The organism is Janthinobacterium sp. 1L-D-8-B-C4 (assembly GCF_057291295.1).
This window is the reverse complement of the sequence record NZ_JBXAVX010000006.1, coordinates 97,819-123,894: the sequence shown is the minus strand read 5'-3', so window position 1 is coordinate 123,894 and position 26,076 is coordinate 97,819. Positions and strand designations below refer to the sequence as shown.

The window sequence follows — 26,076 nt, the reverse complement described above, 5'->3', positions numbered from 1 at the left end:
ACCACATGAGCACAATGACCTTGCCGGAACTGGCAAAAAAGATGGCCGACATCGACTTCCTGATGTTTTCGACGCGCGCCGAAAACGGCCAGCTGGCGGCCCGTCCGATGAGCAACAACGAAGATGTCGATTACGATGGAAGTTCCTGGTACTTCACCTGGAGCGATGCACGCATGGTCGACGATATCCGACGCGATACCGCCGTCGGCCTGTCGTTCCAGGGCAAGCCGCACCTGTTCGGCGCGCCGCCGATCTTTATCGCGGTCGAAGGCACGGCCGAGCTGATCACCGACCGGCAGGCGTTCGAAGAACACTGGGACGACAGCATGGACCGCTGGTTCAAGCAGGGCCCGGCCACGCCAGGCATCATCCTGATCAAGGTGCAAGCGAACCGCATCAACTACTGGGAAGGCGAGGAAGAAGGCGAGATCACTTTATAAACCAGCGCTGCGGCAACAGGGCAGCGTTGCCGGGCGACTGCAAAAAGCCGCCCAGCACCTGGCGCAAAAAAGGCAGCCTGGCTGTCAATGAGGCCAGGCCCAGCTGGGTGGCGCCAAAATAATGCGACACCAGTTCGGCCTGCTGCTCCATGTTGTAGCCGGCAAGCGTCGTGCCCGGGATGGCGCTGTCGTAGCGGTAGGCGCGCTGGCGAAAGTAGCCGCCGAACAGCGCCAGCAGCAAGCCGTGCCAGATGCAGTTGTAGCCCAGCTGCCACTGCCACACATGCACCATTTCATGAATGAAGAACAGCTTGCCGCCCGCGTCCTCGCGTGAGAAATCGTCGCGGTACTGGGCCGGCATGAAATACAGACTGCCGCGCGGCGTCATGGCCGTGTTCTGGTCCTGCAAATTGAAGGGAAGAAAAGAGCCGCGCACCACACGCACGCGCGTGATGTCGATGGCGCCCTGGAAGACGCTGCGCACCATGGCGGTTTCACCAGAAGTCAGTGGACGGCGCAAATCTGGCATGGGAATCCGGGAGGAAAAGAAAACGGCAAGCGTTGAAGCTTGCCGTTGGATAGCAACTCAGGCGGAACGCAGACCGCTGGCTGCCTTGGCGATTTCCGTGATGCGGTCCCAGTTGCCGGCCGCGATCGCATCTTTTGGCGTCAGCCACGAGCCGCCCACGCAGGCGACGTTTTTCAGCGCCAGGAACTGCGACGCGGTTTCCTGCGAAATGCCGCCGGTCGGGCAGAACGTCACGTCCGGCAGCGGGCCGTAGATGGCGTTCAGCATGCCGATGCCGCCGGCTGGCACGGCCGGGAACAGCTTCAGTTGCTGGAAGCCGTTTTCACGCGCCGCCATCACTTCGCCGGGGGTCATGACGCCAGGCAGCAACGGCAAGCCGCTGCTTTTCGCGGCGGCCACCAATGCGGCCGTCAAACCGGGCGAGACGCCGAACACGGCGCCCGCGTCACGCGCGGCAACGAATTCTTCCGGACGGGTCAAGGTCCCCACGCCGACGATGGCGCCCGGCACTTCGGACATGGCGCGGATCGCGGCCAGGCCGTGCTTGGTGCGCAAGGTTACTTCCAGCACGCGGATGCCGCCCGCCACCAGCGCGCGCGCCAGCGGTACGGCGTGTTCAGGATCGTCGATCGCAATCACGGGGATCACGCTCGAGGTGCGCATAATTTCCAGGAGTGTCATTGTCATTTTATTTCCTTGCCAAAAAGTCTTCATCGGAGCCCGGCACAGTATCGCCGACATTCTCGCCTTCGTGCAAGGGCACGGTGGTGGGAATCGGCGATGGCAGACCAAACGTGGTGGCGCCCTCTTCCGCCGCGCTGACGGTGGAGCGGAACATCGAAAACAATTCGCGGCCCATGCCGATATGGCTGGACGACAAATCAGCGGTGACCAGCGAGCGCGCATGCCAGACGTCAAGCGGCACCAGCGCTTCGAGCACGCCGGTGAACGCGTCGAGGCGGATGATGTCGCCGTCGCGCACCAGGCCCAGCGGACCGCCGGCCAGGATTTCAGGCGACACGTGGATCGCCGACGGCACCTTGCCCGACGCGCCCGACATGCGGCCATCGGTGACCAGCGCCACCTGGCGGCCGGCATCCTGCAGGTTGGCCAGTGCCGGCGTCAGCGCGTGCAGTTCCGGCATGCCGTTGGCGCGCGGCCCCTGGAAGCGCAGCACGGCAACGAAATCGCGGTCCAGGGTACCGGCCTTGTAGGCGGCCATGAAATCTTCCTGCGAATTGAAAACGATGGCCGGTGCTTCGACGGTGCGGTGCTCGGGCTTGACGGCCGACACTTTCATCACCGCGCGGCCCAGGTTGCCGGCCACCAATACCATGCCGCCGTCCGGTGCGAACGGGTTCGAGGCCGGACGCAGCACGCTTTCGTCGGCGCTGACCGGCACCGCATCTTTCCAGAACACCTTGCCGTCTTCGCCCAGGAAAGGCTCGCTGCAGTGCGCGCGCAGTCCATGGCCGAGGATGGTGTTGACGTCGTCGTGCAGCAGGCCTGCGTCCAGCAGTTCGCGGATCAGGTAGCCGGTGCCGCCGGCGGCGTGGAAATGGTTGACGTCCGCTTCGCCATTCGGGTAAATGCGCGTCAGCAGCGGCACGATGGCCGACAGCTCATTGAAATCGTTCCAGTCGATCACGATGCCGGCCGCCTTGGCGATCGCCACCAGGTGCAGGGTGTGATTGGTCGAGCCGCCCGTGGCCAGCAGGCCCACGACGGCGTTGACGATACATTTCTCATCAACAATATGGCCGACCGGCAAGTAGCTGCTGCCCTGCGCCGTGATCACGGCGGCGCGCTGGGCGGCGGCGGCGGTCAGCGCATCGCGCAGCGGCGTGTTTGGCGTGATGAAAGCGGCGCCCGGCAGGTGCAGGCCCATCACTTCCATCAGCATCTGGTTGCTGTTGGCGGTACCGTAGAAGGTACAGGTGCCGGCGCCGTGGTAGGCCTTCGATTCGCCTTCGAGCAGGTCTTCGCGCGTCGCCTTGCCTTGCGCATACAACTGGCGGATCTTGGCTTTGTCCTTGTTCGACAGGCCCGAAGTCATCGGGCCGGCCGGCACGAACACGGCCGGCAAGTGGCCGAAGTGCAGCGCGCCGATCAGCAAGCCAGGCACGATCTTGTCGCACACGCCCAGGTACAGGGCAGCGTCGAACATATTGTGCGACAGCGCGATGGCGGTCGACATGGCGATGGCGTCGCGCGAGAACAGCGACAGCTCCATGCCGGGCTGGCCTTGCGTCACGCCATCACACATGGCCGGCACGCCGCCGGCAAACTGCGCCACGGCGCCCACTTCGCGCACGGACTCCTTGATGATCTGCGGAAAACGCTCGAATGGCTGGTGCGCCGACAGCATGTCGTTATACGAGGAGACAATCGCCACCGACGGCTTCTTGTATTCCTTCAGCGCCAGCTTGTCATTGGCGGGAAAGGCGGCAAAACCATGCGCCAGGTTGGTACAGGCCAGCGCGCCGCGCTGCACGCCCTGGATGCGCGCGGCATCGAGGTGCGACAGATAGGCGCCGCGCGAGGGCCGGCTGCGCGCGATGATGCGCGCTGTTACGGATTCGACTACTGGATGCAGCGCCATGATGAATTCCTTAAAAAGTATTTTGTGAAATTTTACTACAAAATGGTAAGGCAGAAGCACTCTTGCTTGGGCCAACACCATAAATACGCCATTTTTTTTCCGCTTTTCAATGCTTGCATGCCACACGCCACCTTTGCGTAAATGCCGCCCCCATCGCCTGACTCAGTGGCTAATCGTCGTGAAAAACACCTGCGTGGACTGGCGCCTCAAGACAAACTGTAGTGAATTTACTTTTTTCTGATGTATGATTCTCATATCATCGTCGGCAGCGCCCTATCGGGTGCGCGCCGAACGCCTAATAACCGAGACCAGTACCCAGCCGACCGCCATGTCCACTCCCGCCCTCACCGCCTTGAACAGTTTTCAACCATTGCAAGCCCACAGCGCCAGCGTGCGCGAAGTGCACCTGCGCCAGCTGTTTGCCGCCAACCCGCAACGCTTTGCGCAAATGACCATCGACGCGGCCGGCCTGCTGCTCGATTACTCGAAGAACCGGGTCGACGCGACCAGCATGGCATTGCTGATGGACCTGGCCCGCGAACGCGGCGTGGAAGCGCAGCGCGAAGCGATGTTCAATGGCGAGAAAATCAATCTTACCGAACATCGGGCGGTTCTGCATACTGCCTTGCGTGCGCCGCGCGGTACAAAGCTGGTGGTCGACGGCCAGGATATCGACGCCGATGTGCAGGATGTGTTGCAACGCGTGAAAGGTTTCACCGACAAGGTACGCAATGGCAGCTGGGTCGGCTACACCGGCAAGCCGATCTCCGACGTCGTCAATATTGGCATCGGCGGCTCGGACCTGGGTCCGAAAATGGCCTGCCTGGCGCTGCGTTCCTATGCCAACCCTGGCCTGGAAATGCACTTTGTGTCGAACGTCGACGGCCACGACATGGAAGCGACGCTGGCGAAAGTCGACCCGGAAACCACGCTGTTCATCGTTGCCTCGAAAACCTTTGTTACTGCCGAAACCATGCTCAACGCCAATACGGCGCGCGCCTGGTTCCTGCTCGAAGCGGAAGAGAAAGACCTGGCGAAACATTTTGTCGCCGTCTCCACCAATGCGGCAGCCATCGTCGAATTCGGCATCGATCCAGCCAATATGTTCCCGTTCTGGGACTGGGTCGGCGGACGCTATTCGGTCTGGTCGTCGATCGGCCTGGCCGTGGCGCTGGCCGTCGGCTTTGAATACTTCAGCGATTTCCTGGCCGGTGCGCATGCGATGGACCAGCATTTCCGCACCGCGCCTTTGGAACAGAACATGCCGGTGGTGCTGGCCATGGTCGGTTTCTGGAACCGCCAGTTCCTCGATTGCGGTTCCGTCTCGATTGCGCCGTATCACCAGGACCTGAGCCGCTTTGCGGCCTATTTGCAACAGCTGGACATGGAAAGCAATGGCAAGCGCGTCACCAAGGACGGCGAACCGGTCGGCGTGCCGACCGGCCCGGTGATCTGGGGCGATTGCGGTACCAATGCCCAGCACGCCTACTTCCAGCTGCTGCACCAGGGCACCGACATCACGCCGATCGACTTTATCGCCGCCCTGCGCGCCACGCACGACCTGCCGGGCCATCACGACGCCCTGCTGGCCAACTGCTTTGCCCAGTCGGAAGCGTTCATGACCGGCAAGACCGGCGAGGAAGTGCGCGCGGATCTGCAGGCGCAAGGCCTGCCGACAAGTGAAATCGAGGCGCTGGTGCCGCACAAGACCTTCCCCGGCAACCGCCCCAGCAATACCATTTTGATGGATCAGCTGACGCCATCGACCCTGGGTGCGCTGATCGCCCTGTACGAACACAAGACGTTTGTGCAGGGCGTGCTGTGGAACGTCAACAGTTTTGACCAATGGGGGGTGGAACTGGGCAAGGTACTGGCCAAGAAAATCCAGGCAGAACTGACGGGCCAAGCGCAGCCGGAAGCACACGACAGCTCGACCAACGGCCTGATCGCCCTCGCACGCGCCGCCAAGGCCGCCTACTAAATGAATATCTACGAAATCAAGGTCGTCAGCGGCCAGCCGATGCAAGTGGGCGAGTGCCCGCTGTGGCACCAGAAGGAAGCGGCCCTGTACTGGGTCGATATCGACGGGCGCGCCGTGCACCGCTTGCATCCGGACAGCGGCAAGCACGTGCAATGGGAGATGCCAACCGAACCGTCGGCGCTGGCGATCAATGCCGGCGGCGGCCTGGTGGTGGCGCTGCGCAGCGGCTTCGTGCACCTGGACACCAGGACCGGCAGCCTGGCGGAAATCGCGCCGGCGCCGTTCGACATGGCCACCACCCGCTTCAACGACGGCAAGGTGGACCCGGCTGGCCGCTTCTGGGTCGGCACGATTTTCGAGCCGCGCAATGCGGATGCGGCGGAAATGTTTGTGCTGGAAAAAGGCAATGTGCGCAAGATATGGTCGGGCGGCATGACGGTGTCGAATGGCCTGGGCTTTTCGCCCGACAAGCGCACCATGTACCACTCGGACACCACCACCCACCGCATCGACCGCTTCGACTTCGATGCCGCCACCGGCGCGATTTCAGCGCCACAACCGTTCCAGCGTTTTTCCACCGATAAAAAAGCGGCGGATTATGGCGGTCGCCCCGATGGCGCGGCCGTCGACAGCGAAGGCAATTACTGGTCAGCCATGTTTGAAGGCGGCAAGATTTTGCGCTTCGCCCCCGATGGCCAGCTGCTTGGCGAAATCACGGTGCCGGCACGCTGCCCCACCATGGTCACCTTTGGCGGCGCCGACCTGCGCACCCTGTATATCACCACCGCCAGCCATAACCGCTCGAAGGAAGAGATCGCAGAGTACCCATTGACCGGTCATGTGCTGTCGGTCAGGGTCGATGTGGCGGGGCAAGTGGAAAACTTGTATCAGGCCTAAAACATCATGTTGACCCCAAAAGCAAGAACTGGGGTCGGACCCTCAGGGTCCGACCCCGGCCTTTCGACGTTGGGTTGAGTTACCTTGCCAACACCTTGCGGATCGTCTCGGCCAATTCCGCCGCCACGAACTTGGCCACATAGCCATCGGCGCCCACGCCCTTGACGTGGTCTTCGTTGGTCGAGCCCGTCAGCGACGAGTGGATCACTACCGGAATGGTCGCGAAGCGGCCATCGTTCTTGATATTGCGCGTCAGGGTGAAGCCGTCCATTTCCGGCATTTCCAGGTCGGTCAGCACCAGTGCGACCTTGTCTTTCGCGGTCTTGCCTTCGGCCGCCGCCTGGGTCGAGATCGCTTGCAGACGCTCCCAGGCTTCCTTGCCGGTCTTGGTCATGATGTACGGCACGCCCATCGCCTCCAGGCCTTTTTCGATCAAGGACCTGGCCAGCGAGGAATCGTCGGCGGCCAGGATCACGGAGCCGGGCGGCAGGTGCACCTGCGGGCCGATGCTGCTCTTGTCGACGTCCGGGTCGCCCGAAGGCAACACATTGCGCAGGATCTGCTCGACGTCGAGCACTTGCGCCAGGCGTGTCTTGTCGGTATCGCCGTCGAGGCGGGCGATGCTGGTGACCAGGCCGCCACCGACGCTGGCTTCGGCCGACAGCACCTGGTTCCATTCCAGGCGCACGATTTCATCGACCTCTTCCACCGCGAAGGCCTGCGTCGAGCGGGCGAACTCGGTCACCATCAGGATCTTCAAGCCATTGCTCTTGCAGCCGACCGCCATCGGCAGGTCGATCACCGGCACGATCTGGCCACGGATATTGACCACGCCCAGCATATGCGGATGCGAACCGGCCACGGCCGTAATGGCCGGCATTTCCATGATCTCGCGCACCTTGAATACATTGATGCCGAACAATTCGCGGCTGGTCGAGTGGTCGCTGGTACCGAGCTTGAACAGGAACAGTTCGAATTTGTTATTGCCTGTCAGGCTGGTGCGCTCATCGATATCTTGCATTGAATTCATTATTTCCCCTTGAGCCGTCTTGTATTGCATGATTGAAGTCCGCCTTGCCGCGCGCTTTCATGGCTGAATGCGTGGTACGGTAGGGTCGGAAGGCGGATTCGGGGCATGGCCGACGCTACAGCGCAGTATATTATCGCCAACATGGTTGCCAGCGTTTTACGCCGATTATACGGTCAATTTATTTCCCGAAAGTTACTTAAATAGGCTCAGGGGCCTTGCGGAGGCTTTTCTTGACCTCCTTGTTGCTACAGCGCAAATATCGACGGTAGTCAGAGAAAATTTCCCCGGCAACCATGGCTTTCCTGGAATGCATGATGAGGTGGCAAGTCGCGTGCGCAGGCATATAATGCAGGACTGGCTAGACTAGTCATGATGTAGTAAAATTTCTTGCAATTGCCAGTTCTACGTAGTAAATTTACACCATGGATTTACAGTAGCATAGACTGCGGCACCACGCGGCGATACCAACGCGGCGGCGCGCCACAGCGCTGTCAGCGATCAGCACCCTCCCGGCTCCGGCTCCTTTACTTTTGCGACGACATCATATTATGGCTCTTACCGATTTTGACCTGGTCCTGTTTGGCGGCAGCGGCGATTTAGCCATGCGTAAATTACTGCCTGCAATGTATGCGCGCGATGTCGCGAACGACCTGCCGCCGACGGCGCGCATCATCTGCGTGGGCCGCCAGGACAGCGGCCAGGACGCGTTCCTGAAAATGGTGGAAACCAATTCCCGCCCGCACATCAAGGCCAGCACCCTCAATGCAGCCACCTGGAGCAAGTTCTGCGCGCGCATCGTGTATGTGTCGCTCAACGCCAGCGACGCCAAGACCTATGCACCGCTGGTCGAAGCGCTGCGCACCGATGCCAACCTGACGCGCGTGTACTACCTGGCGACGCCACCGCATCTGTTCGCGCTGATCTGCGACAACCTGGAAGAAAACGGCCTGGTTACCCCGAATTCGCGCGTGGTGCTGGAAAAACCGCTGGGCCGCGACCTGGCCAGCGCCAAGCAGATCAATGCCGAAGTGGGCAAGGTGTTCCAGGAATCGCAGATCTACCGCATCGACCATTACCTGGGCAAGGAAACCGTGCAGAACCTGCTGGCCCTGCGCTTCGGCAATATCCTGTTCGAGCCGCTGTGGCGCCGCGAATGGATTTCCGATGTGCAGATCACCATCGCCGAAAAACTCGGCGTGGGCAACCGCATGGGTTACTACGACACCTCGGGCGCGCTGCGCGACATGCTGCAGAATCACCTGCTGCAACTGCTGTGCATCGTTGCCATGGAGCCGCCAACCTCGATCGCGCCGGACGCGGTGCGCGATGAAAAGCTGCAGGTGCTGCGCTCGCTGAAAAAATTCACGCCGACCACCCTGGCGCAAAACATCGTGCGCGGCCAGTACCGCGCCGGCCATGTCGACGGCACCACCGTGCCGAGCTACCGCGACGAACCGGATGCGCCGCAACACTCGCGCACCGAAACGTTTGTCGCGATGAAAGCGGAAATCGACACCTGGCGCTGGGCCGGCGTGCCGTTCTACCTGCGCACCGGCAAGCGCATGGCCGACAGCCTGGCCGAAATCGTCGTGCGCTTCAAGCAGATCCCGCACTCGATCTTCAACCAGCCAACCTCGAGCTTCCAGCCAAACTGCCTGGTGATCCGCCTGCAGCCCGACGAAGGCCTGCGCATGAATTTGATGGCAAAAACCCCGGGCGACGGCATGCGTTTGAAGCCGGCCGAGCTGGAACTGGACTTCCGCGAATCGTTCAAGACGCCGCGCATGGACGCCTACGAACGCCTGCTGCTCGACGTCCTGCGTGGCCAGCTGACGCTGTTCATGCGCGGCGACGAACTGGAAGCGGCCTGGGAATGGGTCGAACCCATCCTCGACTACTGGGAACAGAACGACAGCGCGCCGATTCCATACACGGCCGGCACCTGGGGTCCGGCAGCGGCCAGCGCACTGATCGGGCGCGATGGCTTGCAGTGGCGTGAAGAAGCCTTGCCGGAAGACTAAGTCAGCAGGGCAATGCTACCTACCCCGCACCGCAAAAATGCTGGGGTCGGACGGGGTCGCCTAGACCCTGAGGGTCCGACCCCGGTGTTTGCTTTTGGGGTGAAAAAGACGCCAACTTGACGGCAGTACTGCCAGAAGATTAATCCATGCTACTTGACTCCATCCGCACCCAGCTCGACTCGCTCTCCAAGTCGGAGAAAAAAGTCGCGCTGGCGGTGCTGGAACAGCCGAACCAGACGGTCAGCCAGAACATCACCGCGCTGGCGAAAAACGCGCAGGTGTCCGAGCCGACCGTGGTGCGTTTTTGCCGCACCCTGGGCTACGACGGCTGGCATGAATTCAAGCTGCGCCTGGCGCAGGGGCTGGCGCTGGCCATGCCGGGCGCGAACGAGCAGCCGGCGCAGGATGATCTCGCGGCCGACCTGGTCAATAAAATCTGCAGCCGCTCGATCAATACCCTGCTCGACCTGCGCAACAACCTGAACCCGGAAGCGATACAGCGCGCACTCGACATCCTGTCGCGCGCCAGCAAGATCGAATTCTACGGCCAGGGCACCTCGGGCATCGTGGCCGCCGACGCCCAGCACAAGTTCTTCCGCTCGGGCGTGCCGACGGTGGCCTACAGCGACCCGAATATCCACAGCATCGCGGCGGCGCTGCTGCGCGGCGGCGACGCGCTGGTGGCCATTTCGCAGCGCGGCAACAGCCCGGCGCTGGTGCGCTCCGTGAAACTGGCGCGCCGCGGCGGCGCCGACGTGATCGTGCTGGCGCCATCGGGCACGCCGCTGGCCGACCTGGCCACCGTGCTGATCCCGATCGACCTGATCTTCAATACCGACCCCTACACGCCGATCTCGGCGCGCCTGGCGTATCTGGTGGTGATCGATGTGCTAGCCGTGGGCCTGGCGCTGCAGCGCGGGCCGGAGTTCCGCAAGAAGATGCAGAATGCGCAGAAGGCTTTGCAGGAGTTCGACATGCAGTTTGATTCTTTTATAGGATAGGCAATGGAAATCTGGGGTCAGACCCGTCGGGTCTGACCCCGGCCTTAATTACTTTCAGTATAATCTCTCGCCATGAACCAATTAGAACAACTCAAACAGTACACCACCGTGGTGGCCGATACGGGCGACTTCCAGTCGATCCAGGCGTACACGCCGCGCGACGCGACCACCAATCCTTCGCTGATCCTGAAAGCGGTGCAAAAGGATGAATACAGGCCGCTGCTGGAAAAGGCCGTGCGCGACCATCCGAACGCGTCCACCGGCGAGATCATCGACCGCCTGTTGATCGCCTTTGGCGTGGAGATTTTGCAAACCATTCCCGGGCGCGTGTCGACCGAAGTCGATGCCCGCCTGTCGTTCGATATCGACGGCACGGTGGCCAAGGGCCGCGACCTGGTGGCGCTGTATTCGAACGCTGGCATTCCGCGCGAGCGCGTGCTGATCAAGATGGCCTCGACCTGGGAAGGCATCCGCGCCGCCGAGATCCTGGAAAAAGAAGGCATCCGCTGCAACATGACATTGCTGTTTTCGCTGGCGCAGGCGATCGCCTGCGCCGAAGCGGGCGCGCAGCTGATTTCGCCGTTCGTCGGCCGCATCTACGACTGGCACAAGAAGTCGACCGGCATCGACTACCTGGGCGCGGAAGACCCGGGCGTACAATCGGTCAAGCGCATCTACAACTACTACCGCAAGTTCGGCTACACCACCGAAGTGATGGGCGCGAGCTTTCGCAACACCTCGCAAATCCTGGAACTGGCCGGCTGCGACCTGCTGACCATCAGCCCCGACCTGCTGCAAAAGCTGGCCGACAGCGATGCGCCGGTGGCGCGCAAGCTGAGCGCCGAAGCGGCGCCCGGCGCCAGCATCGTCAAGATGTCGCTCGATGAAAAATCATTCCGCTTCATGATGAACGAGGACGCGATGGCAACCGAAAAACTGGCCGAAGGCATCCGCGCTTTCTGCGTCGATACGGGCAAGCTGAAACAGCTGATCTCGGCCCTGCGCTAAACAGTACCGCGCCAGGCGCATGTCTGCCCTTTCGTCCGCCATCACTATCCGCCTGGGCCGCCGCGCCCGCGCGCGCATTGCCGAGCACGGCTTGCGCGCGCGGGACATCGCCATCGTGCCGGCCGCCGCCGGCGGACCGAAGGGCCTGATCCTGCACCAGTTTGACTGCTGGCTGTTCGGCGACTTTCTGCCGCGCGCGCCGCGCCGGCGCCAGTTCATCGGCGCTTCGATCGGCGCCTGGCGCATGGCGGCCGCCACGTTTCCCGATCCGGTTGCAGCGCAGCGCCGCCTGGTGCATGAATACGTGGGCCAGCGCTATCCCGACAAGCCCACGCCGGCCCACGTCAGCCGCACCTGCCGCGCCCTGCTCGATACCATGCTCGACGGCCAGGATGCGCAGTTGCTGCAACACGCGCAGCACAGCCTGGGCGTGCTGGCCGTACGCGGCATAGGCGGCCTGGGCCGGCCGGGCCTGTGGCGCGACCGACGCGGCTTCCTGCTGGCCGCCGCTGGCAATGCGCTGGCGCGCGAGCGCCTGGCCGGCTCGCTTGAAAGAGTGGTATTTCATGCCGGGCCGGACGGCGCCAGCTGGCTGCGTTCGCGCTTCGACGCGTTCAATGCGCATTTCGTGCCGCTGGCACAAGACAATCTGCGCGACGCGCTGCTGGCCTCCGGCTCGATTCCGCTGGTGCTCGATGCCGTCAACGACATCGCCGGCGCGCCGCCGGGACGCTACTGGGACGGCGGCCTGGTCGACTACCATTTGCACCTGCCCTACCAGCGCGAGCCGGACCTGGTGCTGTATCCGCATTTTGCCGATCATCTCGTGCCGGGCTGGCTGGACAAGGCCATGCCCTGGCGCCGCGTGCACGGCCGCGATACGTCGCTGGACAACATGATCCTGGTATCGCCTTCGCCGGCCTTTGTGGCCAGCCTGCCCAACGGCAAGCTGCCCGACCGGCGCGACTTTCCCCATTACGGCCAGGACCATGCGGCGCGCATGCGAGACTGGCGCCGCGCGATCGCCGAAAGCGAGCGCATGGCCGCCGCCTTTGCGCGCTGGGCCGAGCAGCCGGACCTGCGCCAGGCGCTCGACCTGCACGCCTGAGCAAAAAACAACAGTGCGTCTGAAGCGCACTGAGCCGGTGCATTTTCATACCGACAGTCATTTTTGCGTGGTAGGATTTGCGCATCGCCTCCTTCATTCCTGACGCAAGGCATGGCGTTTTTACGCTATTTTTTCTTGCAGCATTTCGGGCCCCGACCCCGCCTGACGCATAGCGTTTGAGCACGATTACCATCGTCATGTCCATGTAGCATTTCCAATGGAAAATGCTTTCTTGTTCAATGTAACCAAAAGACATCATGAAGACACTCACCAACATCCGCATCGGCGCCCGCCTGGCGATCGGTTTTGCCATCGTGTTGCTGCTGGCGATCGTGTGCACCTCGTTTTCCGTGATCAGTGCCTGGGATAATGCCAGGGCCACGCGCGCCATGATGGAAAAGCCGCTGGCCAAGGAACGCCTGACCTCCGACCTGTACCTGCTGATCTATTCGGCCGTCGAGCGCACCACGCTGATCGCCAGGAGCACCGATGAAACGCTGTCGGTGACGTTTGCCGACGCGATAGCGGCCGGTACCAAAAAGGGCGGCGGCCTGCTGAAACAAGTCGAAGGCATGCTGTCGACCGAGCAGGAAAAGGCCGCTTTTGCCGCCGTGATGCAGGTGCGCGGCGTCTACCAGGAAGCCAAGCAGGCCGTGATGGCGGCCAAGAAGACCGGCCAGGCCGCCGACGCCGAGCGCGCCTACACGCAGCAGTACATGCCGGCTGCCGATGCCTACCAGGCCAAGGTACAGGGTTTCCTGGCGCAACAGCGCCAGGCCATCGACGACACGGCACGCGCCATCGAACAGGCCAATGCGCGCAGCCTGACCCTGACCCTGATCCTGGGCGTGCTGATGATGGTCTTCGGCAGCCTGTGCGCATGGCTGATCACGCGCTCGATCACGCAGCCGCTGCAGGCGGCCATCGCGGTCGCCGCCACCGTCGCGCAAGGCGACCTGCGCACGCAATTCGGCCACGCCACGCGCGATGAAGTGGGCGACCTGATGCGGACACTGAAAGACATGAACGATGCGCTGACCAATGTGGTATCCGAAGTGCAGACGGGCACCCATGCAATCGCTACCGCGTCCAGTGAAATTGCCGCCGGCAACCAGGATTTGTCATCGCGCACGGAACAGCAGGCCAGCTCGCTCGAAGAAACCGCCTCGTCGATGGAAGAGCTCACGTCGACCGTGCGGCAGAATGCCGACAATGCGCGCCAGGCCAACCAGCTGGCGCTGTCCGCCTCGGAAGTGGCGGAGCGCGGCGGCGGCATCGTCGGCCAGGTGGTCGACACCATGGGCGCCATCGATGCCTCGTCAAAAAAGATCGTCGACATCATCGGCGTGATCGACGGCATCGCTTTCCAGACCAATATCCTGGCGCTGAATGCGGCCGTGGAAGCGGCGCGCGCCGGCGAACAGGGACGCGGCTTTGCCGTGGTGGCCACCGAAGTACGCAACCTGGCCCAGAGGTCAGCAAGCGCGGCCAAGGAAATCAAGAGCCTGATCGACGATTCGGTGGCGCAGGTCAACGGCGGCAGCCGTCTGGTGCAGCAGGCCGGCAGCACCATGAACGAGGTGGTCGACAGCGTGCGCCGCGTCACCGACATCATGGCCGAGATCACCTCGGCCAGCGCCGAGCAGAGCATGGGCATCGACCAGGTCAACCAGGCGATCGCGCAGATGGACCAGGTCACGCAGCAGAACGCCGCGCTGGTAGAGGAAGCGGCGGCGGCGGCCGAAAGCATGCAGGACCAGGCAGCGCGCCTGGCGCAGGTAGCGGGCGGCTTCAAGCTGGAGCAGACGCTGACAGCGCCAGTGGCAGCTGCGGCCAAGCCACGTCCTGCCGTGCATGCGATGGCGGCCGCACGCAAGAGCGCCGTCAAACCGGCCCTGGCCGCCTAGCCTGCGCCGCGCAAGGCACCCGCCATGCCGTCTGGGGAACAGGACTGGGAAGAGTTCTAGGACAGCCGGCCTGGCCGAAGCCTATTCTTCCAGGAACATTTGCTGCAGGTCGTTGAGGAAACTGAGGCCCAGCTCGGTCGGCCGGATGATCTGGTGATCGCGGTACAGCAAGCCCTTCGCTTCGGCCGCATTGAGCGGCTGCTCGATGGCGTTCAGCGCCAGGCCGGTGCGCTCGGCAAACAAATTCGGCGCAAAGCCGCCTGTCAGGCGCAGGGTGTTGAGCATGAATTCAAAGCCCATTTCCTCGCGCGCCAGTTCGCGCTCTTCCTGCACCGGGTTACCGTTGCGTACCGCGTCCATATAGGCGCGCGGCTGCTTGTAGCGGGCCTGGCGCAGCACGCGGTGCGGGAACGAGATCTTCGAATGCGCGCCGGCGCCGATGCCCAGGTAGTCGCCAAACTCCCAGTAATTGCGGTTGTGGCGCGCCTGGCGGCCGCTCTGGGCATAGGCCGACACTTCGTAGCGGCCGTAGCCGGCCTGGGCGGCGCGCGCGGCCACCATGTCGGCGATATCGGCGCTCTCGTCGTCGTCGGGCAGCACCGGCGGATACTTCGCAAACAGCGTATTCGGTTCCAGGGTCAGGTGGTACAGCGACAGATGCGGCGGCGCGAATGACAATGCGGTTTCCAGGTCAGCCTGCGCTTCGGCCAGGGTCTGCGACGGCAGTGCGTACATCAGGTCGAGGTTGAAATTGTCGAAATGCGCATGCGCGATCTCGACCGCGCGGCGCGCTTCATTGTCGTCATGGATGCGGCCCAGCGATTGCAGGTGGCGGCGATTGAAACTCTGGATGCCAACCGACAGGCGGTTGACGCCGCTGGCGCGGTAGGACTTGAATTTTTCCGTCTCGAACGTGCCCGGGTTCGCTTCCATGGTGATTTCGCAGTCCGGTTCGAGCGGCAGCAAGGTGCGCACGTCCGACATCAGCCGGTCCAGCCCGGCCGCCGACATCAGGCTGGGCGTGCCGCCGCCGATGAAGATGGTGTGGATCTTGCGGCCCCAGATCAACGGCAGCGCCATTTCCAGGTCGAGGCGCAGCGCCGCCAGGTATTCGTCTTCCGGAAAGCCTTGCTCCTGCCTTACCTCGTGCGAATTGAAGTCGCAGTACGGGCATTTTTTGACGCACCACGGAAAATGGATATACAGCGACAGCGGCGGCAAGGCCGTCAGGTTCAACGCGCCCGGCTGCAGATAACGCAGAGCCGCGCCGGCGGCGCCGGAAATGCCTTCCTGCGGCGCGGGGGTATTGCCCGGCTTGCTGCCTGGCTTGCTGGTGCTGCCGGCGACTTTGATCGGGATCATTGCGGCTTCCGCAGTTTTTCTACCAGCACGCGCAGTGCCTGGCCACGGTGCGACAGCGCGTTCTTTTCATCCGACGTCAGCTCGGCGGCGCACTTGCCCAGGGCCGGGATATAAAAATGCGGGTCGTAGCCGAAGCCGCCCGCGCCGCGCGCAATGGCAATCATTTCGCCGTGCCAGCGCGCGTCGGCGATCACCGGCTGCGGATCGTCAGGGTGGCGCACATACACCAGCACGCAGTAGTAATAGGCCGATTTGTCGGCGTGTGGCCTGAGGTCGGCGATCAGTTTGGCGCTGTTGGCGGCGTCCGATTTCGGCTCGCCCGCATAGCGCGCGGAATACACGCCCGGTGCGCCGCCCAGAGCATTGACGCAGACGCCCGAATCGTCGGCCAGTGCAGGCAAGCCTGTCAGGCGCGAAGCGTGACGCGCTTTTTGCAGCGCGTTTTCAACGAAAGTATGAAACGGCTCGTCGGCCTCGGGCACATCGTACTCGCCCTGGGCGTGCACGGCAAAACCGATGGTCGAGAGCAGCTCGTTGAATTCCTTGAGCTTGCCGGCGTTATTGGAGGCGAGGATGAGGCGTTGGGTCATGTCAGTAGTCCGTTGGAAGTGCCGACATTGTAAACCTTTTGCGCCCCCGCCATCGCCCCGGCTTACAAGCCCAGCGCCTGCTTTTGCAGGGTAATCAACTCGGCGATGCCGCCTTGCGCCAGGTCCAGCAGGCGGTTCATGCCGGCGCGGTCGAACGCGGCGCCTTCGGCCGTGCCCTGCACTTCGATGAAGTGGCCCGCTTCCGTCATCACCACGTTCATGTCGGTATCGCAATTGGAGTCTTCGACGTAATCGAGGTCAAGCACCGGCATGCCCTGGTAGACGCCGACCGAGATGGCGGCGACAAAGCTTTTCACGGGAATCGCGGTGATCGCACCGCGCGCCTGCAACTGCGCAAACGCATCGTAGGCGGCAACCATCGCGCCGGTGATGGAAGCGGTGCGCGTTCCGCCATCGGCCTGGATCACGTCGCAATCGAGGTGCAAGGTACGTTCCCCGAACGCTTGCAGGTCAAACGCGGCGCGCAGCGAGCGGCCGATCAGGCGCTGGATTTCCTGGGTGCGGCCCGATTGCTTGCCGCGCGCCGCTTCGCGGTCCATGCGCGTGTGCGTCGAACGCGGCAGCATGCCGTATTCGGCCGTCAGCCAGCCTTGGCCCTTGCCCTTCAGGAAACCCGGCACCTTGTCTTCGATGCTGGCGGTGCAGATGACCTTGGTATCGCCGCACTCGATCAGCACCGAGCCTTCGGCATGCCTGGTGTACTGGCGGGTGATGCGGATGGCGCGCAGCGCGTCGACGGCGCGGCCGCTCGGGCGGGAGTCAAATGTCATGTGGGTGTCCTGTAGGGTTGAATGCGCAGCGATTTTAACACTGCACGCCGGCCGGCCAGCCAGCCATGGCGGCATGGCCGGGCCAATGGAAAAACAACACGCACACGATCCCTACAATCCTGCCCCGCCCTACTCAATTTTCTTTACAATGCCGTAAAACGCACACTATTCTGCACCATGAGCCATTTCATGCGCAAAAAACAGGCCGCCACATGATGGCTGGGCTGTTTTCAGGGCGCGGGCGGTCTTGCCTGCGCTGGCTGATTAAGTGTATAAGTGACTGTATACAAGACCAAATCGGGGAATCCTTTGAGCATTTCAAGCATGACAGGCTACGCGGTTGCCACCAGCGAAGGTGCTGCAGGCACGCTGACCATTGAAATCAAGAGCGTCAACTCACGCTTTCTCGACCTGCAATTCCGCATCAACGATGATTTGCGCACGCTCGAACCGGACTTGCGCGCCGCCGTCATGTCGGCCATCACGCGTGGCAAGGTCGAGGTCCGCCTGAGCTTTGGCCGCAAGGCCGCCACTGCCGGCACGCAGGCACTGAACCTGCCGCTGCTGGCCGAGCTGGCGCGATTGCAGTCGGAAGTGGGCCAGCATTTCGTGTCGGCGCCCGTGATGTCGGTAGCGGAACTGCTGCGCTGGCCTGGCGTGATCGAAGAAGCGCAAGTAGGCCAGGAATCCCTGCAGGCCGATGTGAGCGCACTGACCAAACGTACGATTGCCGCCTTTGTCGACAGCCGCAAGCGCGAAGGCGCGGCGCTCGAAGCGGTGCTGATCGCGCGCATCGAAGCGATGGAAGCGATCGTCAAGCGCATTACTCCGCTGATCCCGCAAGTGGTTGCCGCCTTCCAGCAAAAAGCCATCGAGCGCATGCAGGACGCGCTGGGCCTGGCCAGCCAGGGTTCGAATTCGGCCCTGTCGCGCCAGGACGCGATGGAACGCATCCGCCAGGAAGTGATTTTGTATGGCATCCGCATCGACGTGTCGGAAGAGCTGGCGCGCCTGTCGGCCCACCTGGGCGAAACGCGCCATATCCTGACCAAGGGCGGGCAAGTGGGCAAGCGCCTGGACTTCATGATGCAGGAACTGAATCGCGAAGCCAATACGCTGGGCGCCAAGGCTTCCGTCAAGGAACTGGCCGACGCCTCGATGGACCTGAAGCTGCTGATCGAGCAGATGCGCGAACAGGTGCAGAACCTGGAATAGCGGCTGGCCGCTGCGCCATGGGGCTGGCCGGGCGCCTTGCCTCTTGGTAAAATAGCGGATTGGGCGCCGCCAACCGGGCGCCGACATTACCCGCTATGGAAAGAATCGCATGAGCCACCCTACCGCCTTCTCCGGCAGCCTGTTCGTGGTCGCCGCCCCCTCCGGCGCCGGCAAATCGACCTTGGTCAACGCACTGCTGGCGCAGGAACCGGCCATCAAGCTGTCGATCTCGACCACCACGCGCGCGCCGCGCCCCGGCGAAGAGCACGGCCGTGAATACTATTTCACCAGCGCGGAAGACTTTATCGCGCGCGCCGACAAGGGCGAATTCCTGGAGTGGGCCGAAGTGCACGGCAATTACTATGGCACCTCGCGCATCATGGTTGAGCAGCAGATGGCGGCCGGCACCGATATCTTGCTGGAAATCGACTGGCAGGGCGCGCGCCAGGTGCGCAAACAGTTTCCGCGCGCGGCCGGCATTTTCATTTTGCCGCCGTCGATCGACGCGCTCGAAGAGCGTTTGAACAAGCGCGGCCAGGACGAACCGCACGTGATCACGCGCCGCCTGCTGGCGGCCGGCGGCGAAATCGCCCACGCGCCAGAGTTCGAATATGTTATTATCAATGAAGAGTTTACGGTCGCTTTGTCCGAACTGAGCGCGATCGTGAGAGCGGCCCGTTGCCGGTTTGCGCAACAAGCGGCCCGCAACGCCTCGCTTTTCGCCCAACTGGGCCTGCACGCGGAATAAGCGCGCTGCACGCCAGTCACACAGCGCCACGCACCAATACTGTAATAATATTAATAGATTAGGAGTTACCATGGCCCGTATCACCATTGAAGATTGCTTGAAGCAGATCCCTAACCGTTTCCAGCTGACCCTGGCAGCAACCTACCGCGCGCGTCAGTTGCTCCAAGGCCACACTCCCAAGGTGGAAGCCAAGGACAAGCCTACCGTGGTAGCACTGCGCGAAATCGCTGCTGGCAAAGTCGGCATCGAGATGCTGAAAAAGGTTCCGATGTAACAGGAGCCCGCGTGCCGGAACAGTGCTGATCCCTGGTTCTATTTTTTCCTTTATTCACACTGCGAAGTAACGCGACGTTTTATGAGTCTGACCCCAGCCGACACGACTTCAGCAGCACCGCCGCCCCTGGCCCCGCGCCAGGCGGCAAAACCGCAGGGCGCGCATGCGCCAGGCAGTGTCACGCCGCCCGCGCCGGTACCTGGCGTGGCATCGGTCAGCCACCTGGCCGACAAGCTGGCCGAATACCTGTCCCCCGCCGACCTGAAAAAAGTCAAGGAAGCCTACCGCTTCTCCGACGAAATGCACCTGGGCCAGATGCGCCGCTCGGGCGAGCCGTATATCTCGCACCCGATCGCCGTGGCCGAAATCTGCGCCGACTGGAAGCTCGACGCGCAAGCCATCATGGCCGCCCTGCTGCATGATGTGATGGAAGACCAGGATGTCAAGAAAGACGAACTGATCGAGCGCTTCGGCGCCCCCGTCGCGCACCTGGTCGACGGCCTGTCGAAGCTGGAAAAAATCGAGTTCCAGAGCCAGATCGAAGCGCAGGCGGAAAACTTCCGCAAGATGCTGCTGGCGATGGCCTCCGACGTACGCGTCATTTTGATCAAGCTGGCCGACCGCCTGCACAATATGCGCACGCTGGACTTCATGACGGCGGCAAAAAAAGCCCGCATCGCCAGCGAAACCATGGAAGTGTACGTACCGATCGCGCACCGCCTCGGCCTGAACAATATATTCCGCGAATTGCAGGATTTGTCGTTCTCGCACCTGCACCCGATGCGCTACCGGACCCTGGCCAAGGCCGTCAAGGCGGCGCGCGGCAACCGGCGCGAAGTGGTCAACAAGATCATGGAAGCGGTAAAAAGCACGCTCTCCATGGCCGAGATCGACGCCGAGGTCACGGGCCGCGAAAAATCCCTGCATGACATCTATAAAAAGATGCGCAGCAAGCACCTGTCGTTCTCGCAGGTGCTCGACGTGTATGGTTTCCGCGTAGTGGTCAACAACTTTGCCGACTGCTATGTCACCCTGGGCACCCTGCACAGCCTGTATAAGCCGATGCCGGGCAAGTTCAAGGATTACATTGCGATCCGCAAGCTGAACGGCTACCAGTCGCTGCACACCACCGTCATCGGCCCCTACGGCACGCCGGTGGAATTCCAGATCCGCACCCAGGAAATGCACCGCACGGCCGAGTCCGGCGTGGCGGCGCACTGGCTCTACAAGAGCGGCGAATCGAACCCGTCCGACCTGCAGCAGCGTACCCATGCGTGGCTGCAATCCTTGCTCGACATTCAGCAGCAGACGGGCGACTCGGCCGAGTTCCTGGAACACGTCAAGGTCGACCTGTTCCCTGATTCGGTGTATGTATTTACGCCCAAGTCGAAGATCATCGCCCTGCCGCGCGGCGCCACCGCCATCGATTTCGCCTATTCGATCCACACCGGCATCGGCGACCAGACCGTGGCCGTGAAAATCAACAACGAAACCTCGCCGCTGCGCACCGAGCTGCACAATGGCGACATCGTCGAGATCATCACCGATTCGGCCTCGCGCCCGAGCCCGACCTGGCTGTCGTTCGTGCGCACCGGCAAGGCCCGTTCGGCGATCCGCCATCATCTGCGCACCATCAACCTGCCCGAGTCGATTTCGCTGGGCCAGCAGCTGATGTCGCAGGCTTTGCTGACCCTGAACATCGACGCCGACCTGCCGGCGCCGCTGGTCGAACGCCTGCTCAACGAATCGAGCGCCAATTCGCTCGACGAACTGTACGCCGACATCGGCATCGGCAAGCGCATGGCCACTTTGGTGGCGCGCCATATCTTTGGCCTGATCGGCGGCGAAGCGGCCAGCATGCCGGTCGAGCATAACAGTGGCAGCGAGCTCGACCCGGTCACCATCTGCGGCAGCGAAGGCGTCTCGGTCCAGCTGGCGCCATGCTGTCTGCCGATCCCGGGCGACCAGATCATCGGCCAGCTGCGCCGCGACCAGGGCTTGCTGGTGCACACCAGCGACTGCACACAGGCAAAACGCCAGCGCATCAAGGAACCGGACCGCTGGATTGCGGTGCGCTGGGGAACCGAGCTGAACCGCCGTTTCGACTGCCGCATCAAGGTCCTGATCAACAGCGAGCGCGGCATCCTGGCGCGCGTCGCCGCCGAAATCGGCGAGTCCGACGCCAACATCATCTATGTCGGCATGGACGAGGACAAGGACAACGTGCTGGACCAACTGCGCTTCACCGTGCAAGTGAAAGACCGCGTCCACCTGGCCGCCCTGCTGCGCAATGTGCGCAGGGTCGCAGGCGTCAACCGCATTCTGCGCGAACGCAATTAGAAAACGCAGCGTAGAGCTGGGGTCAGACCCGACGGGTCTGACCCCGGATTTCCGCTGCGGACTACCGGCTTGCTTCAGCAACGCGTCGCAAAAACACCTGATCCCCCACAGCAAACTCCGCATTGATTGCCGCCCGCAACTGACCGACGCTCTGCTCGGTCAGCTTCTCCTGAAATAGCGATTGATACGTTTTTTGCCGCTCAGGCACCGTAACGCCCAAGCTCAAATACAAGGGATGTGGCGTAAGCAAGTCATCTTGCATCCCCTGCGCATTGCCGCGATAACTCGACCACCTGTACTGCCCAGGCAAATCGACGATATCGGCTCTGACCGGATTGAGTTCAATATAGCGCTGGCAGGTCAATAAATAGCGGTCACCTTGCACCAGACAGGATTTGTAACGCCCTTCCCACAAGCTGCCGCTTCGGCCATAACGCCAGTTGAAATATTGTGTATATCGCTGATTCAGCGTCTTCATCAGCAGGGATAGATGGGCTACTTCCTGCGTGGACAGCAAAAAATGCACATGATTGTTCATCAGCACATATGCATGCAGATCGCATGGCGCACCAGTTAAACAAGAGCGCAGGTAGTCAAGATAACGGTGCTTGTCGTGCACATCGCGAAAACAAGCTTGCCGGTTGACTCCGCGCTGTACAACATGCAACGGCATGCCAGGCAGGAATAAGCGTGCTGTACGGGGCATGGGACACTTTCCTGTTCAGGAAAACCTCCAGCGTGACAGCAATACGCCAGCAGTCACTGCGCCACCACAACCTACCCCTCCCCCGGCGCCGGATACGTCACCTCCAGCAACTCCAGCTCCTGCGCCCCCAGCGGCGTATTCAGAATGATCACATCGCCTTCGCGCGCCTTGGTGATTGCGCGCGCCATTGGCGAGACCCAGCTGATCTTGCCGTTCAGGGGGTCGAATTCGTCGATGCCGACGATCGTGATGGTATGGCTTTCGCCGTCGCTGGTCAGGTAGGTGACGGTGGCGCCGAAGAAGACCTGGTCGTTGCCGTGGTGCACACTGGGGTCGACGATGGCGGCCAGGTCCATGCGCTTGGTCAGGAAGCGGATGCGGCGGTCGATTTCGCGCAGGCGGCGCTTGCCGTAGATATAATCGCCGTTTTCCGAGCGGTCGCCGTTCGACGCCGCCCAGTGCACGATGCGCACCACTTCCGGGCGGTCGACGTCGATCAGTTGCAGCAGCTCGGCGCGGATGCGCTGGTAGCCTGCCGGCGTGATGTAATTCTTGGCGCCGGCGGGAATCGCCAGCGCCAGCGCGGCGGCTTCTTCATCGTCGTCGTTGTCGGACTCTTTTACAAATGCTTTATTCATCTGCCTATTGTAGCCTTGCAGGCGGACGCGTACCCCCTGTGTGCGGGCTTTTTTGACGTATCATCGGGAGAACCTCTGGAGCCGATGAAAAAACATTACCGTTTCAGGCGCTGGCTGTTCGCGCCGCTGGTCTACCTGGCCGCCATTTTCCTGCTGATCGAGGAATGGCTGTGGGCGACCGGCGCGCGCGCGATACAGGTGGTGGCGCAGTTTCCGCCGCTGCATGCGCTCGAGGCGCGCATACAGCGCCTGCCGCCTTACTGGGCGCTGGCCGTCTTCGTGCTGCCGGCCGTGCTGCTGTTTCCCGTCAAGCTGCTGGCCTTGCTGGCGATTGCGCGCGGCCATGCCTTTTCCGGCATCGGCGTGATCGTTGCGGCCAAGCTGGGCGGCGCGGCAGCGGTGGCGCGCCTGTACACCCTGACGCGCCCTACCCTGTTGAGCCTGCCGTGGTTTGCCCTCTGGCATGGTCGCTTCATCGAAACCAAGGACCGCTGGATTGCCCGCCTGCAAAGCACCCACGCCTGGCGCCGTATCAAACGCCTGTCTGCCCTGCTGGGACGCGCGCGCCGCACCTGGTGGCGCAGGCTGCGTAGTGGCGCCAGCAAGCGCGGCCGCCACAATTCGCGCCCGGCCCGCGTGCTGCGCCGTTTTACCGCCTTCTGGCGCGCCCGCCGCTAAGATCATGAAGAAAGCCAACACCATGCCGTCTCCGCCCAGGCTGGCCGCTACCATGCAGGCCGCCACCAGCGACGCCTATCTGTTCGACGCGGCCAGCTGGCAGTTGCTTGACGCCAATGCCGCTGCCTGCAGCCACCTGCAATACGCCTTGCCCGAGTTGCAAGCGATGAGCTTGCACCAACTGGCGCCGCAATGGCCGGCCGGGCAGCCGCTGCTGGACGAAGGCATCGGCGCATACGCCGAGCTCAATGCCCGGCTGCAACGGCGCGATACAACCATCCACGCCGTGCGCCTGCGCCTGAGCCGTACCGAACACCAGGGACGCGCACTGATCCTGGCCATCGGCGAGGACCTGCGCACGCCGCAAGAGACCGCCGCCGCCCTGGCGCAAGTGCAGTCGCGCTTCAACGCCATCGTCTCCAATACGCCGGGCCTGGTGTACCAGTTCAGCATGACGGCTGACGGGCGCGCCGGTTTTCCCTACCTGAGCGACGGCTGCCAGGCGCTGCTGGGCCTGTCACCAAAGCAGCTGCATGCGCAGCCGGAGCTGTTCTACCAGCTGATCCTGCCCGAAGACCGGGCCTCGTACCGCGACTCGATGCAGGCGTCGAAAAACGCGCTGTGGAGCTGGAACTGGGAAGGCCGTATCTGGGTCGACGCGTGGAAGGACGTCAAGTGGATCAACCTGCGCTCGACACCACGCGCGCTGGAACACGGCACAGTGCAGTGGGAAGGCATCATGACCAATATTACGGAAAGCCGGCTGGAACAGATCGAGGTGCGCCAGTCGCGCGCGCGCCTGGCCGAGCTGACGGCGCATATCGACAAGGTCAAGGAACAGGAACGTACGCGCCTGGCGCGCGAACTGCACGACGACCTGGGCGGCAACCTGACGGCGATCAAAATGGCGCTGGCGATGCTGACGCGCCGCCTGCCAGCAGGCGACGCGCTGCTGCAGGAAAAAGCCGCCTATGTCGACGACCTGGTCGACCGCAGCATCGACGCCGTGCATCGCATTTCGCTCGACCTGCGCCCGTCGATGCTGGACTTGGGGCTGGTCGCCGCGCTCGACTGGCAGGTCAGGGAGTTCGCCCGCCAGGCCGGCATCGGCTGCGCGTTTTCCTCGAACCGCAAGGACATCGAGCTGAGCCAGGACCAGGCCACCACCCTGTTTCGCATCGCCCAGGAGGCGCTGACCAATATCGCCAAGCACGCGCGCGCCAGCGCGGTCACGGTGCGCCTCGACAAGCAGCGCCAGCATATACGCCTGTGCATCAGCGACAATGGCGTCGGCATGCGCCCGCTTGATCGCGCCAAGCCGCAGTCCTTCGGCATCCGCGGCATGAGCGAGCGCGCCAGTGCGCTTGGCGGCACCCTGCAGCTGGCCGACGCCCCGGGTGGCGGTACCATGCTGACCATAAAAATCCGGCTGGCCTCGCCCCGAGAGGCGATAATAGCGGCTGCCGCCACTATGCCCACGCAACATGGCCAGCGGCAGCCAGACGTCAGTGAACCATAAAGAAACACATGCAGAAACGAACGCAGTCATGAAAGACAAAGCCATCATCCGGGTATTCATCGCCGACGACCATGCGATCGTGCGCGAGGGCCTGAAACAGATCCTGGCCGACACAAAGGACATCATCGTGGCCGGCGAGGCCGAAAACGGCCACGATGCGATCAAGCGCTTCCGTGCCTCGAAGTGCCAGGTCATGCTGCTTGACATCTCGCTGCCCGACCGCAGCGGCATCGACGTACTCAAGCAGATCAAGAAGGAAAAACCGGAACTGGCCGTGCTGATGCTGTCGATGCACCGCGAAGACCAGTATGCGATCCGCTCGCTGAAAGCGGGCGCGGCCGGGTATCTGACCAAGCAGAGTGCGCCGCGCGAGCTGGTCACGGCGATACGCCAGGTGGCCGAAGGCTTGAAATACATCAGCGCCGCGCTGGCGCAGGAACTGGCCAACACGGTGGGCGAAGACCATGAAACGGCGCTGCACGAAACCTTGTCGGACCGCGAATACCAGACCCTGGTGCTGATCGCCTCGGGCAAGACGGTCGGCGCGATTGCCGAAGAACTGAAGCTGTCGGCCAAGACCGTCAGCGAATACCGCGCGCGGCTGCTGCTGAAAATGAAGCTGAAAAACAGTGCCGAGCTGACCCATTATGCGATCCGCAACCAGCTGGTAGAGTAGCCGCCGGCGGCGTAT

24 protein-coding genes are annotated in these 26,076 nt (G+C 62.6%); 15 read left to right on the top strand and 9 right to left on the bottom strand.

The features are described 5' to 3' along the window. Window positions 1-5 precede the first annotated feature (5 nt). Entirely contained in the window at window positions 6-440 is a 435-nt protein-coding gene (locus AC0Z42_RS12700; RefSeq protein WP_485468577.1) for a pyridoxamine 5'-phosphate oxidase family protein, read from the top strand. On the opposite strand, the gene AC0Z42_RS12695 is transcribed toward AC0Z42_RS12700, so the two are convergent. Genes AC0Z42_RS12695 through edd form a run of 3 tightly spaced genes read right to left on the bottom strand, consistent with a single transcriptional unit; the run spans window position 430 to window position 3,571 of the window. After that, window positions 430-969 (bottom strand): Rhs element Vgr protein, encoded by a 540-nt coding sequence (locus AC0Z42_RS12695; protein WP_485468576.1) that lies wholly within the window; start codon window positions 967-969, stop codon window positions 430-432. The genes AC0Z42_RS12700 and AC0Z42_RS12695 overlap by 11 nt on opposite strands. A 57-nt stretch (window positions 970-1,026) precedes the next feature. After that, on the bottom strand, window positions 1,027-1,656 hold the full coding sequence (gene eda / locus AC0Z42_RS12690) for a bifunctional 4-hydroxy-2-oxoglutarate aldolase/2-dehydro-3-deoxy-phosphogluconate aldolase (protein ID WP_485468575.1): 630 nt from the start codon (window positions 1,654-1,656) through the stop codon (window positions 1,027-1,029). A gap of 1 nt (window position 1,657) precedes the next feature. Further along, on the bottom strand, window positions 1,658-3,571 hold the full coding sequence (edd, locus tag AC0Z42_RS12685) for a phosphogluconate dehydratase (protein ID WP_485468574.1): 1,914 nt from the start codon (window positions 3,569-3,571) through the stop codon (window positions 1,658-1,660). A 328-nt stretch (window positions 3,572-3,899) separates the two neighbouring features. On the opposite strand from edd, the gene pgi reads away from it, so the two are divergent. Both pgi and AC0Z42_RS12675 read left to right on the top strand, forming a co-directional pair. Continuing rightward, window positions 3,900-5,552: a glucose-6-phosphate isomerase gene (pgi, locus tag AC0Z42_RS12680; RefSeq protein ID WP_485468573.1), complete on the top strand. Its 1,653-nt coding sequence runs from the start codon at window positions 3,900-3,902 to the stop codon at window positions 5,550-5,552. Further along, window positions 5,553-6,449: an SMP-30/gluconolactonase/LRE family protein gene (locus AC0Z42_RS12675; RefSeq protein ID WP_485468572.1), complete on the top strand. Its 897-nt coding sequence runs from the start codon at window positions 5,553-5,555 to the stop codon at window positions 6,447-6,449. It abuts the gene before it with no gap. A gap of 79 nt (window positions 6,450-6,528) precedes the next feature. Here AC0Z42_RS12675 and AC0Z42_RS12670 read toward each other — a convergent pair whose 3' ends face one another. Further along, window positions 6,529-7,479, bottom strand: coding sequence for a chemotaxis protein (locus AC0Z42_RS12670; RefSeq protein ID WP_485468571.1), 951 nt, complete (start codon window positions 7,477-7,479; stop codon window positions 6,529-6,531). Between the two features lie 548 nt (window positions 7,480-8,027). Between AC0Z42_RS12670 and zwf the strand changes: the two genes are divergently transcribed. From zwf to AC0Z42_RS12645, 5 genes are all read left to right on the top strand, one after another. Continuing rightward, a complete protein-coding gene (gene zwf, locus AC0Z42_RS12665; protein ID WP_485468570.1) occupies window positions 8,028-9,500 on the top strand; it encodes a glucose-6-phosphate dehydrogenase in 1,473 nt (490 codons plus the stop codon). A gap of 146 nt (window positions 9,501-9,646) precedes the next feature. Continuing rightward, complete coding sequence (locus AC0Z42_RS12660) at window positions 9,647-10,501, top strand: SIS domain-containing protein (protein WP_094441527.1); 855 nt, start codon at window positions 9,647-9,649, stop codon at window positions 10,499-10,501. 72 nt (window positions 10,502-10,573) lie between these two features. Continuing rightward, window positions 10,574-11,509, top strand: coding sequence for a transaldolase (gene tal / locus AC0Z42_RS12655; RefSeq protein WP_485468569.1), 936 nt, complete (start codon window positions 10,574-10,576; stop codon window positions 11,507-11,509). A gap of 19 nt (window positions 11,510-11,528) precedes the next feature. Further along, entirely contained in the window at window positions 11,529-12,617 is a 1,089-nt protein-coding gene (locus tag AC0Z42_RS12650; RefSeq protein ID WP_485468568.1) for a patatin-like phospholipase family protein, read from the top strand. Between the two features lie 257 nt (window positions 12,618-12,874). Continuing rightward, on the top strand, window positions 12,875-14,524 hold the full coding sequence (locus AC0Z42_RS12645; RefSeq protein WP_485468567.1) for a methyl-accepting chemotaxis protein: 1,650 nt from the start codon (window positions 12,875-12,877) through the stop codon (window positions 14,522-14,524). Between the two features lie 81 nt (window positions 14,525-14,605). On the opposite strand, the gene hemW is transcribed toward AC0Z42_RS12645, so the two are convergent. From hemW to rph, 3 genes are all read right to left on the bottom strand, one after another. Further along, window positions 14,606-15,886: a radical SAM family heme chaperone HemW gene (gene hemW, locus AC0Z42_RS12640; protein ID WP_485468566.1), complete on the bottom strand. Its 1,281-nt coding sequence runs from the start codon at window positions 15,884-15,886 to the stop codon at window positions 14,606-14,608. Further along, window positions 15,883-16,476, bottom strand: a complete 594-nt coding sequence (gene rdgB / locus AC0Z42_RS12635; protein ID WP_485468565.1) for an RdgB/HAM1 family non-canonical purine NTP pyrophosphatase — start codon at window positions 16,474-16,476, stop codon at window positions 15,883-15,885. The genes hemW and rdgB overlap by 4 nt, the downstream gene beginning before the upstream one ends. 62 nt (window positions 16,477-16,538) lie before the next feature. Beyond that, window positions 16,539-17,267, bottom strand: coding sequence for a ribonuclease PH (gene rph / locus AC0Z42_RS12630; protein ID WP_485468564.1), 729 nt, complete (start codon window positions 17,265-17,267; stop codon window positions 16,539-16,541). 324 nt (window positions 17,268-17,591) lie between these two features. On the opposite strand from rph, the gene AC0Z42_RS12625 reads away from it, so the two are divergent. The 4 genes from AC0Z42_RS12625 to AC0Z42_RS12610 all read left to right on the top strand — a co-directional run bounded on the left by AC0Z42_RS12625 (window position 17,592) and on the right by AC0Z42_RS12610 (window position 21,844). Next, on the top strand, window positions 17,592-18,482 hold the full coding sequence (locus tag AC0Z42_RS12625) for a YicC/YloC family endoribonuclease (RefSeq protein ID WP_485468563.1): 891 nt from the start codon (window positions 17,592-17,594) through the stop codon (window positions 18,480-18,482). Between the two features lie 109 nt (window positions 18,483-18,591). Next, a complete protein-coding gene (gene gmk, locus AC0Z42_RS12620) occupies window positions 18,592-19,230 on the top strand; it encodes a guanylate kinase (protein ID WP_312438342.1) in 639 nt (212 codons plus the stop codon). Window positions 19,231-19,300: 70 nt separating this feature from the next. Then, window positions 19,301-19,504, top strand: a complete 204-nt coding sequence (gene rpoZ / locus AC0Z42_RS12615) for a DNA-directed RNA polymerase subunit omega (RefSeq protein WP_010400723.1) — start codon at window positions 19,301-19,303, stop codon at window positions 19,502-19,504. An 81-nt stretch (window positions 19,505-19,585) separates the two neighbouring features. Next, window positions 19,586-21,844: a RelA/SpoT family protein gene (locus AC0Z42_RS12610; protein WP_485468562.1), complete on the top strand. Its 2,259-nt coding sequence runs from the start codon at window positions 19,586-19,588 to the stop codon at window positions 21,842-21,844. 61 nt (window positions 21,845-21,905) lie between these two features. Here the strand turns inward: AC0Z42_RS12610 and AC0Z42_RS12605 are convergent, their stop codons facing one another. Further along, window positions 21,906-22,550 carry a transposase gene (locus tag AC0Z42_RS12605; protein WP_485468561.1) on the bottom strand — a complete coding sequence of 215 codons (645 nt, stop codon included), beginning with the start codon at window positions 22,548-22,550 and terminating at the stop codon, window positions 21,906-21,908. A gap of 71 nt (window positions 22,551-22,621) precedes the next feature. Continuing rightward, complete coding sequence (gene greB / locus AC0Z42_RS12600; RefSeq protein WP_485468560.1) at window positions 22,622-23,188, bottom strand: transcription elongation factor GreB; 567 nt, start codon at window positions 23,186-23,188, stop codon at window positions 22,622-22,624. An 84-nt stretch (window positions 23,189-23,272) separates the two neighbouring features. Here greB and AC0Z42_RS12595 point away from each other — a divergent pair, with 84 nt between their 5' ends. From AC0Z42_RS12595 to AC0Z42_RS12585, 3 genes are read left to right on the top strand one after another with little or no spacing between them, the layout of a single operon-like run. Then, a complete protein-coding gene (locus AC0Z42_RS12595; RefSeq protein WP_485468559.1) occupies window positions 23,273-23,866 on the top strand; it encodes a hypothetical protein in 594 nt (197 codons plus the stop codon). 4 nt (window positions 23,867-23,870) lie between these two features. After that, window positions 23,871-25,385, top strand: a complete 1,515-nt coding sequence (locus AC0Z42_RS12590) for a sensor histidine kinase (RefSeq protein WP_485468558.1) — start codon at window positions 23,871-23,873, stop codon at window positions 25,383-25,385. Between the two features lie 28 nt (window positions 25,386-25,413). Beyond that, window positions 25,414-26,061: a response regulator gene (locus AC0Z42_RS12585; protein WP_485468557.1), complete on the top strand. Its 648-nt coding sequence runs from the start codon at window positions 25,414-25,416 to the stop codon at window positions 26,059-26,061. Window positions 26,062-26,076 lie beyond the last annotated feature (15 nt).

What these genes read in the sequence shown, in the direction of transcription:
- AC0Z42_RS12675 (WP_485468572.1), top strand. Translation starts at nt 5,553, where the DNA reads ATGAATATCTACGAAATCAAGGTCGTCAGCGGCCAGCCGATGCAAGTG.
- greB (WP_485468560.1), bottom strand. Translation starts at nt 23,188, where the DNA reads ATGAATAAAGCATTTGTAAAAGAGTCCGACAACGACGACGATGAAGAA.
- AC0Z42_RS12695 (WP_485468576.1), bottom strand. Translation starts at nt 969, where the DNA reads ATGCCAGATTTGCGCCGTCCACTGACTTCTGGTGAAACCGCCATGGTG.
- zwf (WP_485468570.1), top strand. Translation starts at nt 8,028, where the DNA reads ATGGCTCTTACCGATTTTGACCTGGTCCTGTTTGGCGGCAGCGGCGAT.
- AC0Z42_RS12660 (WP_094441527.1), top strand. Translation starts at nt 9,647, where the DNA reads ATGCTACTTGACTCCATCCGCACCCAGCTCGACTCGCTCTCCAAGTCG.
- AC0Z42_RS12595 (WP_485468559.1), top strand. Translation starts at nt 23,273, where the DNA reads ATGAAAAAACATTACCGTTTCAGGCGCTGGCTGTTCGCGCCGCTGGTC.
- rpoZ (WP_010400723.1), top strand. Translation starts at nt 19,301, where the DNA reads ATGGCCCGTATCACCATTGAAGATTGCTTGAAGCAGATCCCTAACCGT.
- eda (WP_485468575.1), bottom strand. Translation starts at nt 1,656, where the DNA reads ATGACAATGACACTCCTGGAAATTATGCGCACCTCGAGCGTGATCCCC.
- gmk (WP_312438342.1), top strand. Translation starts at nt 18,592, where the DNA reads ATGAGCCACCCTACCGCCTTCTCCGGCAGCCTGTTCGTGGTCGCCGCC.
- AC0Z42_RS12610 (WP_485468562.1), top strand. Translation starts at nt 19,586, where the DNA reads ATGAGTCTGACCCCAGCCGACACGACTTCAGCAGCACCGCCGCCCCTG.
- pgi (WP_485468573.1), top strand. Translation starts at nt 3,900, where the DNA reads ATGTCCACTCCCGCCCTCACCGCCTTGAACAGTTTTCAACCATTGCAA.
- edd (WP_485468574.1), bottom strand. Translation starts at nt 3,571, where the DNA reads ATGGCGCTGCATCCAGTAGTCGAATCCGTAACAGCGCGCATCATCGCG.
- AC0Z42_RS12605 (WP_485468561.1), bottom strand. Translation starts at nt 22,550, where the DNA reads ATGCCCCGTACAGCACGCTTATTCCTGCCTGGCATGCCGTTGCATGTT.
- AC0Z42_RS12585 (WP_485468557.1), top strand. Translation starts at nt 25,414, where the DNA reads ATGAAAGACAAAGCCATCATCCGGGTATTCATCGCCGACGACCATGCG.
- AC0Z42_RS12650 (WP_485468568.1), top strand. Translation starts at nt 11,529, where the DNA reads ATGTCTGCCCTTTCGTCCGCCATCACTATCCGCCTGGGCCGCCGCGCC.
- AC0Z42_RS12645 (WP_485468567.1), top strand. Translation starts at nt 12,875, where the DNA reads ATGAAGACACTCACCAACATCCGCATCGGCGCCCGCCTGGCGATCGGT.
- AC0Z42_RS12700 (WP_485468577.1), top strand. Translation starts at nt 6, where the DNA reads ATGAGCACAATGACCTTGCCGGAACTGGCAAAAAAGATGGCCGACATC.
- AC0Z42_RS12670 (WP_485468571.1), bottom strand. Translation starts at nt 7,479, where the DNA reads ATGAATTCAATGCAAGATATCGATGAGCGCACCAGCCTGACAGGCAAT.
- tal (WP_485468569.1), top strand. Translation starts at nt 10,574, where the DNA reads ATGAACCAATTAGAACAACTCAAACAGTACACCACCGTGGTGGCCGAT.
- AC0Z42_RS12625 (WP_485468563.1), top strand. Translation starts at nt 17,592, where the DNA reads ATGACAGGCTACGCGGTTGCCACCAGCGAAGGTGCTGCAGGCACGCTG.
- rph (WP_485468564.1), bottom strand. Translation starts at nt 17,267, where the DNA reads ATGACATTTGACTCCCGCCCGAGCGGCCGCGCCGTCGACGCGCTGCGC.
- AC0Z42_RS12590 (WP_485468558.1), top strand. Translation starts at nt 23,871, where the DNA reads ATGAAGAAAGCCAACACCATGCCGTCTCCGCCCAGGCTGGCCGCTACC.
- rdgB (WP_485468565.1), bottom strand. Translation starts at nt 16,476, where the DNA reads ATGACCCAACGCCTCATCCTCGCCTCCAATAACGCCGGCAAGCTCAAG.
- hemW (WP_485468566.1), bottom strand. Translation starts at nt 15,886, where the DNA reads ATGATCCCGATCAAAGTCGCCGGCAGCACCAGCAAGCCAGGCAGCAAG.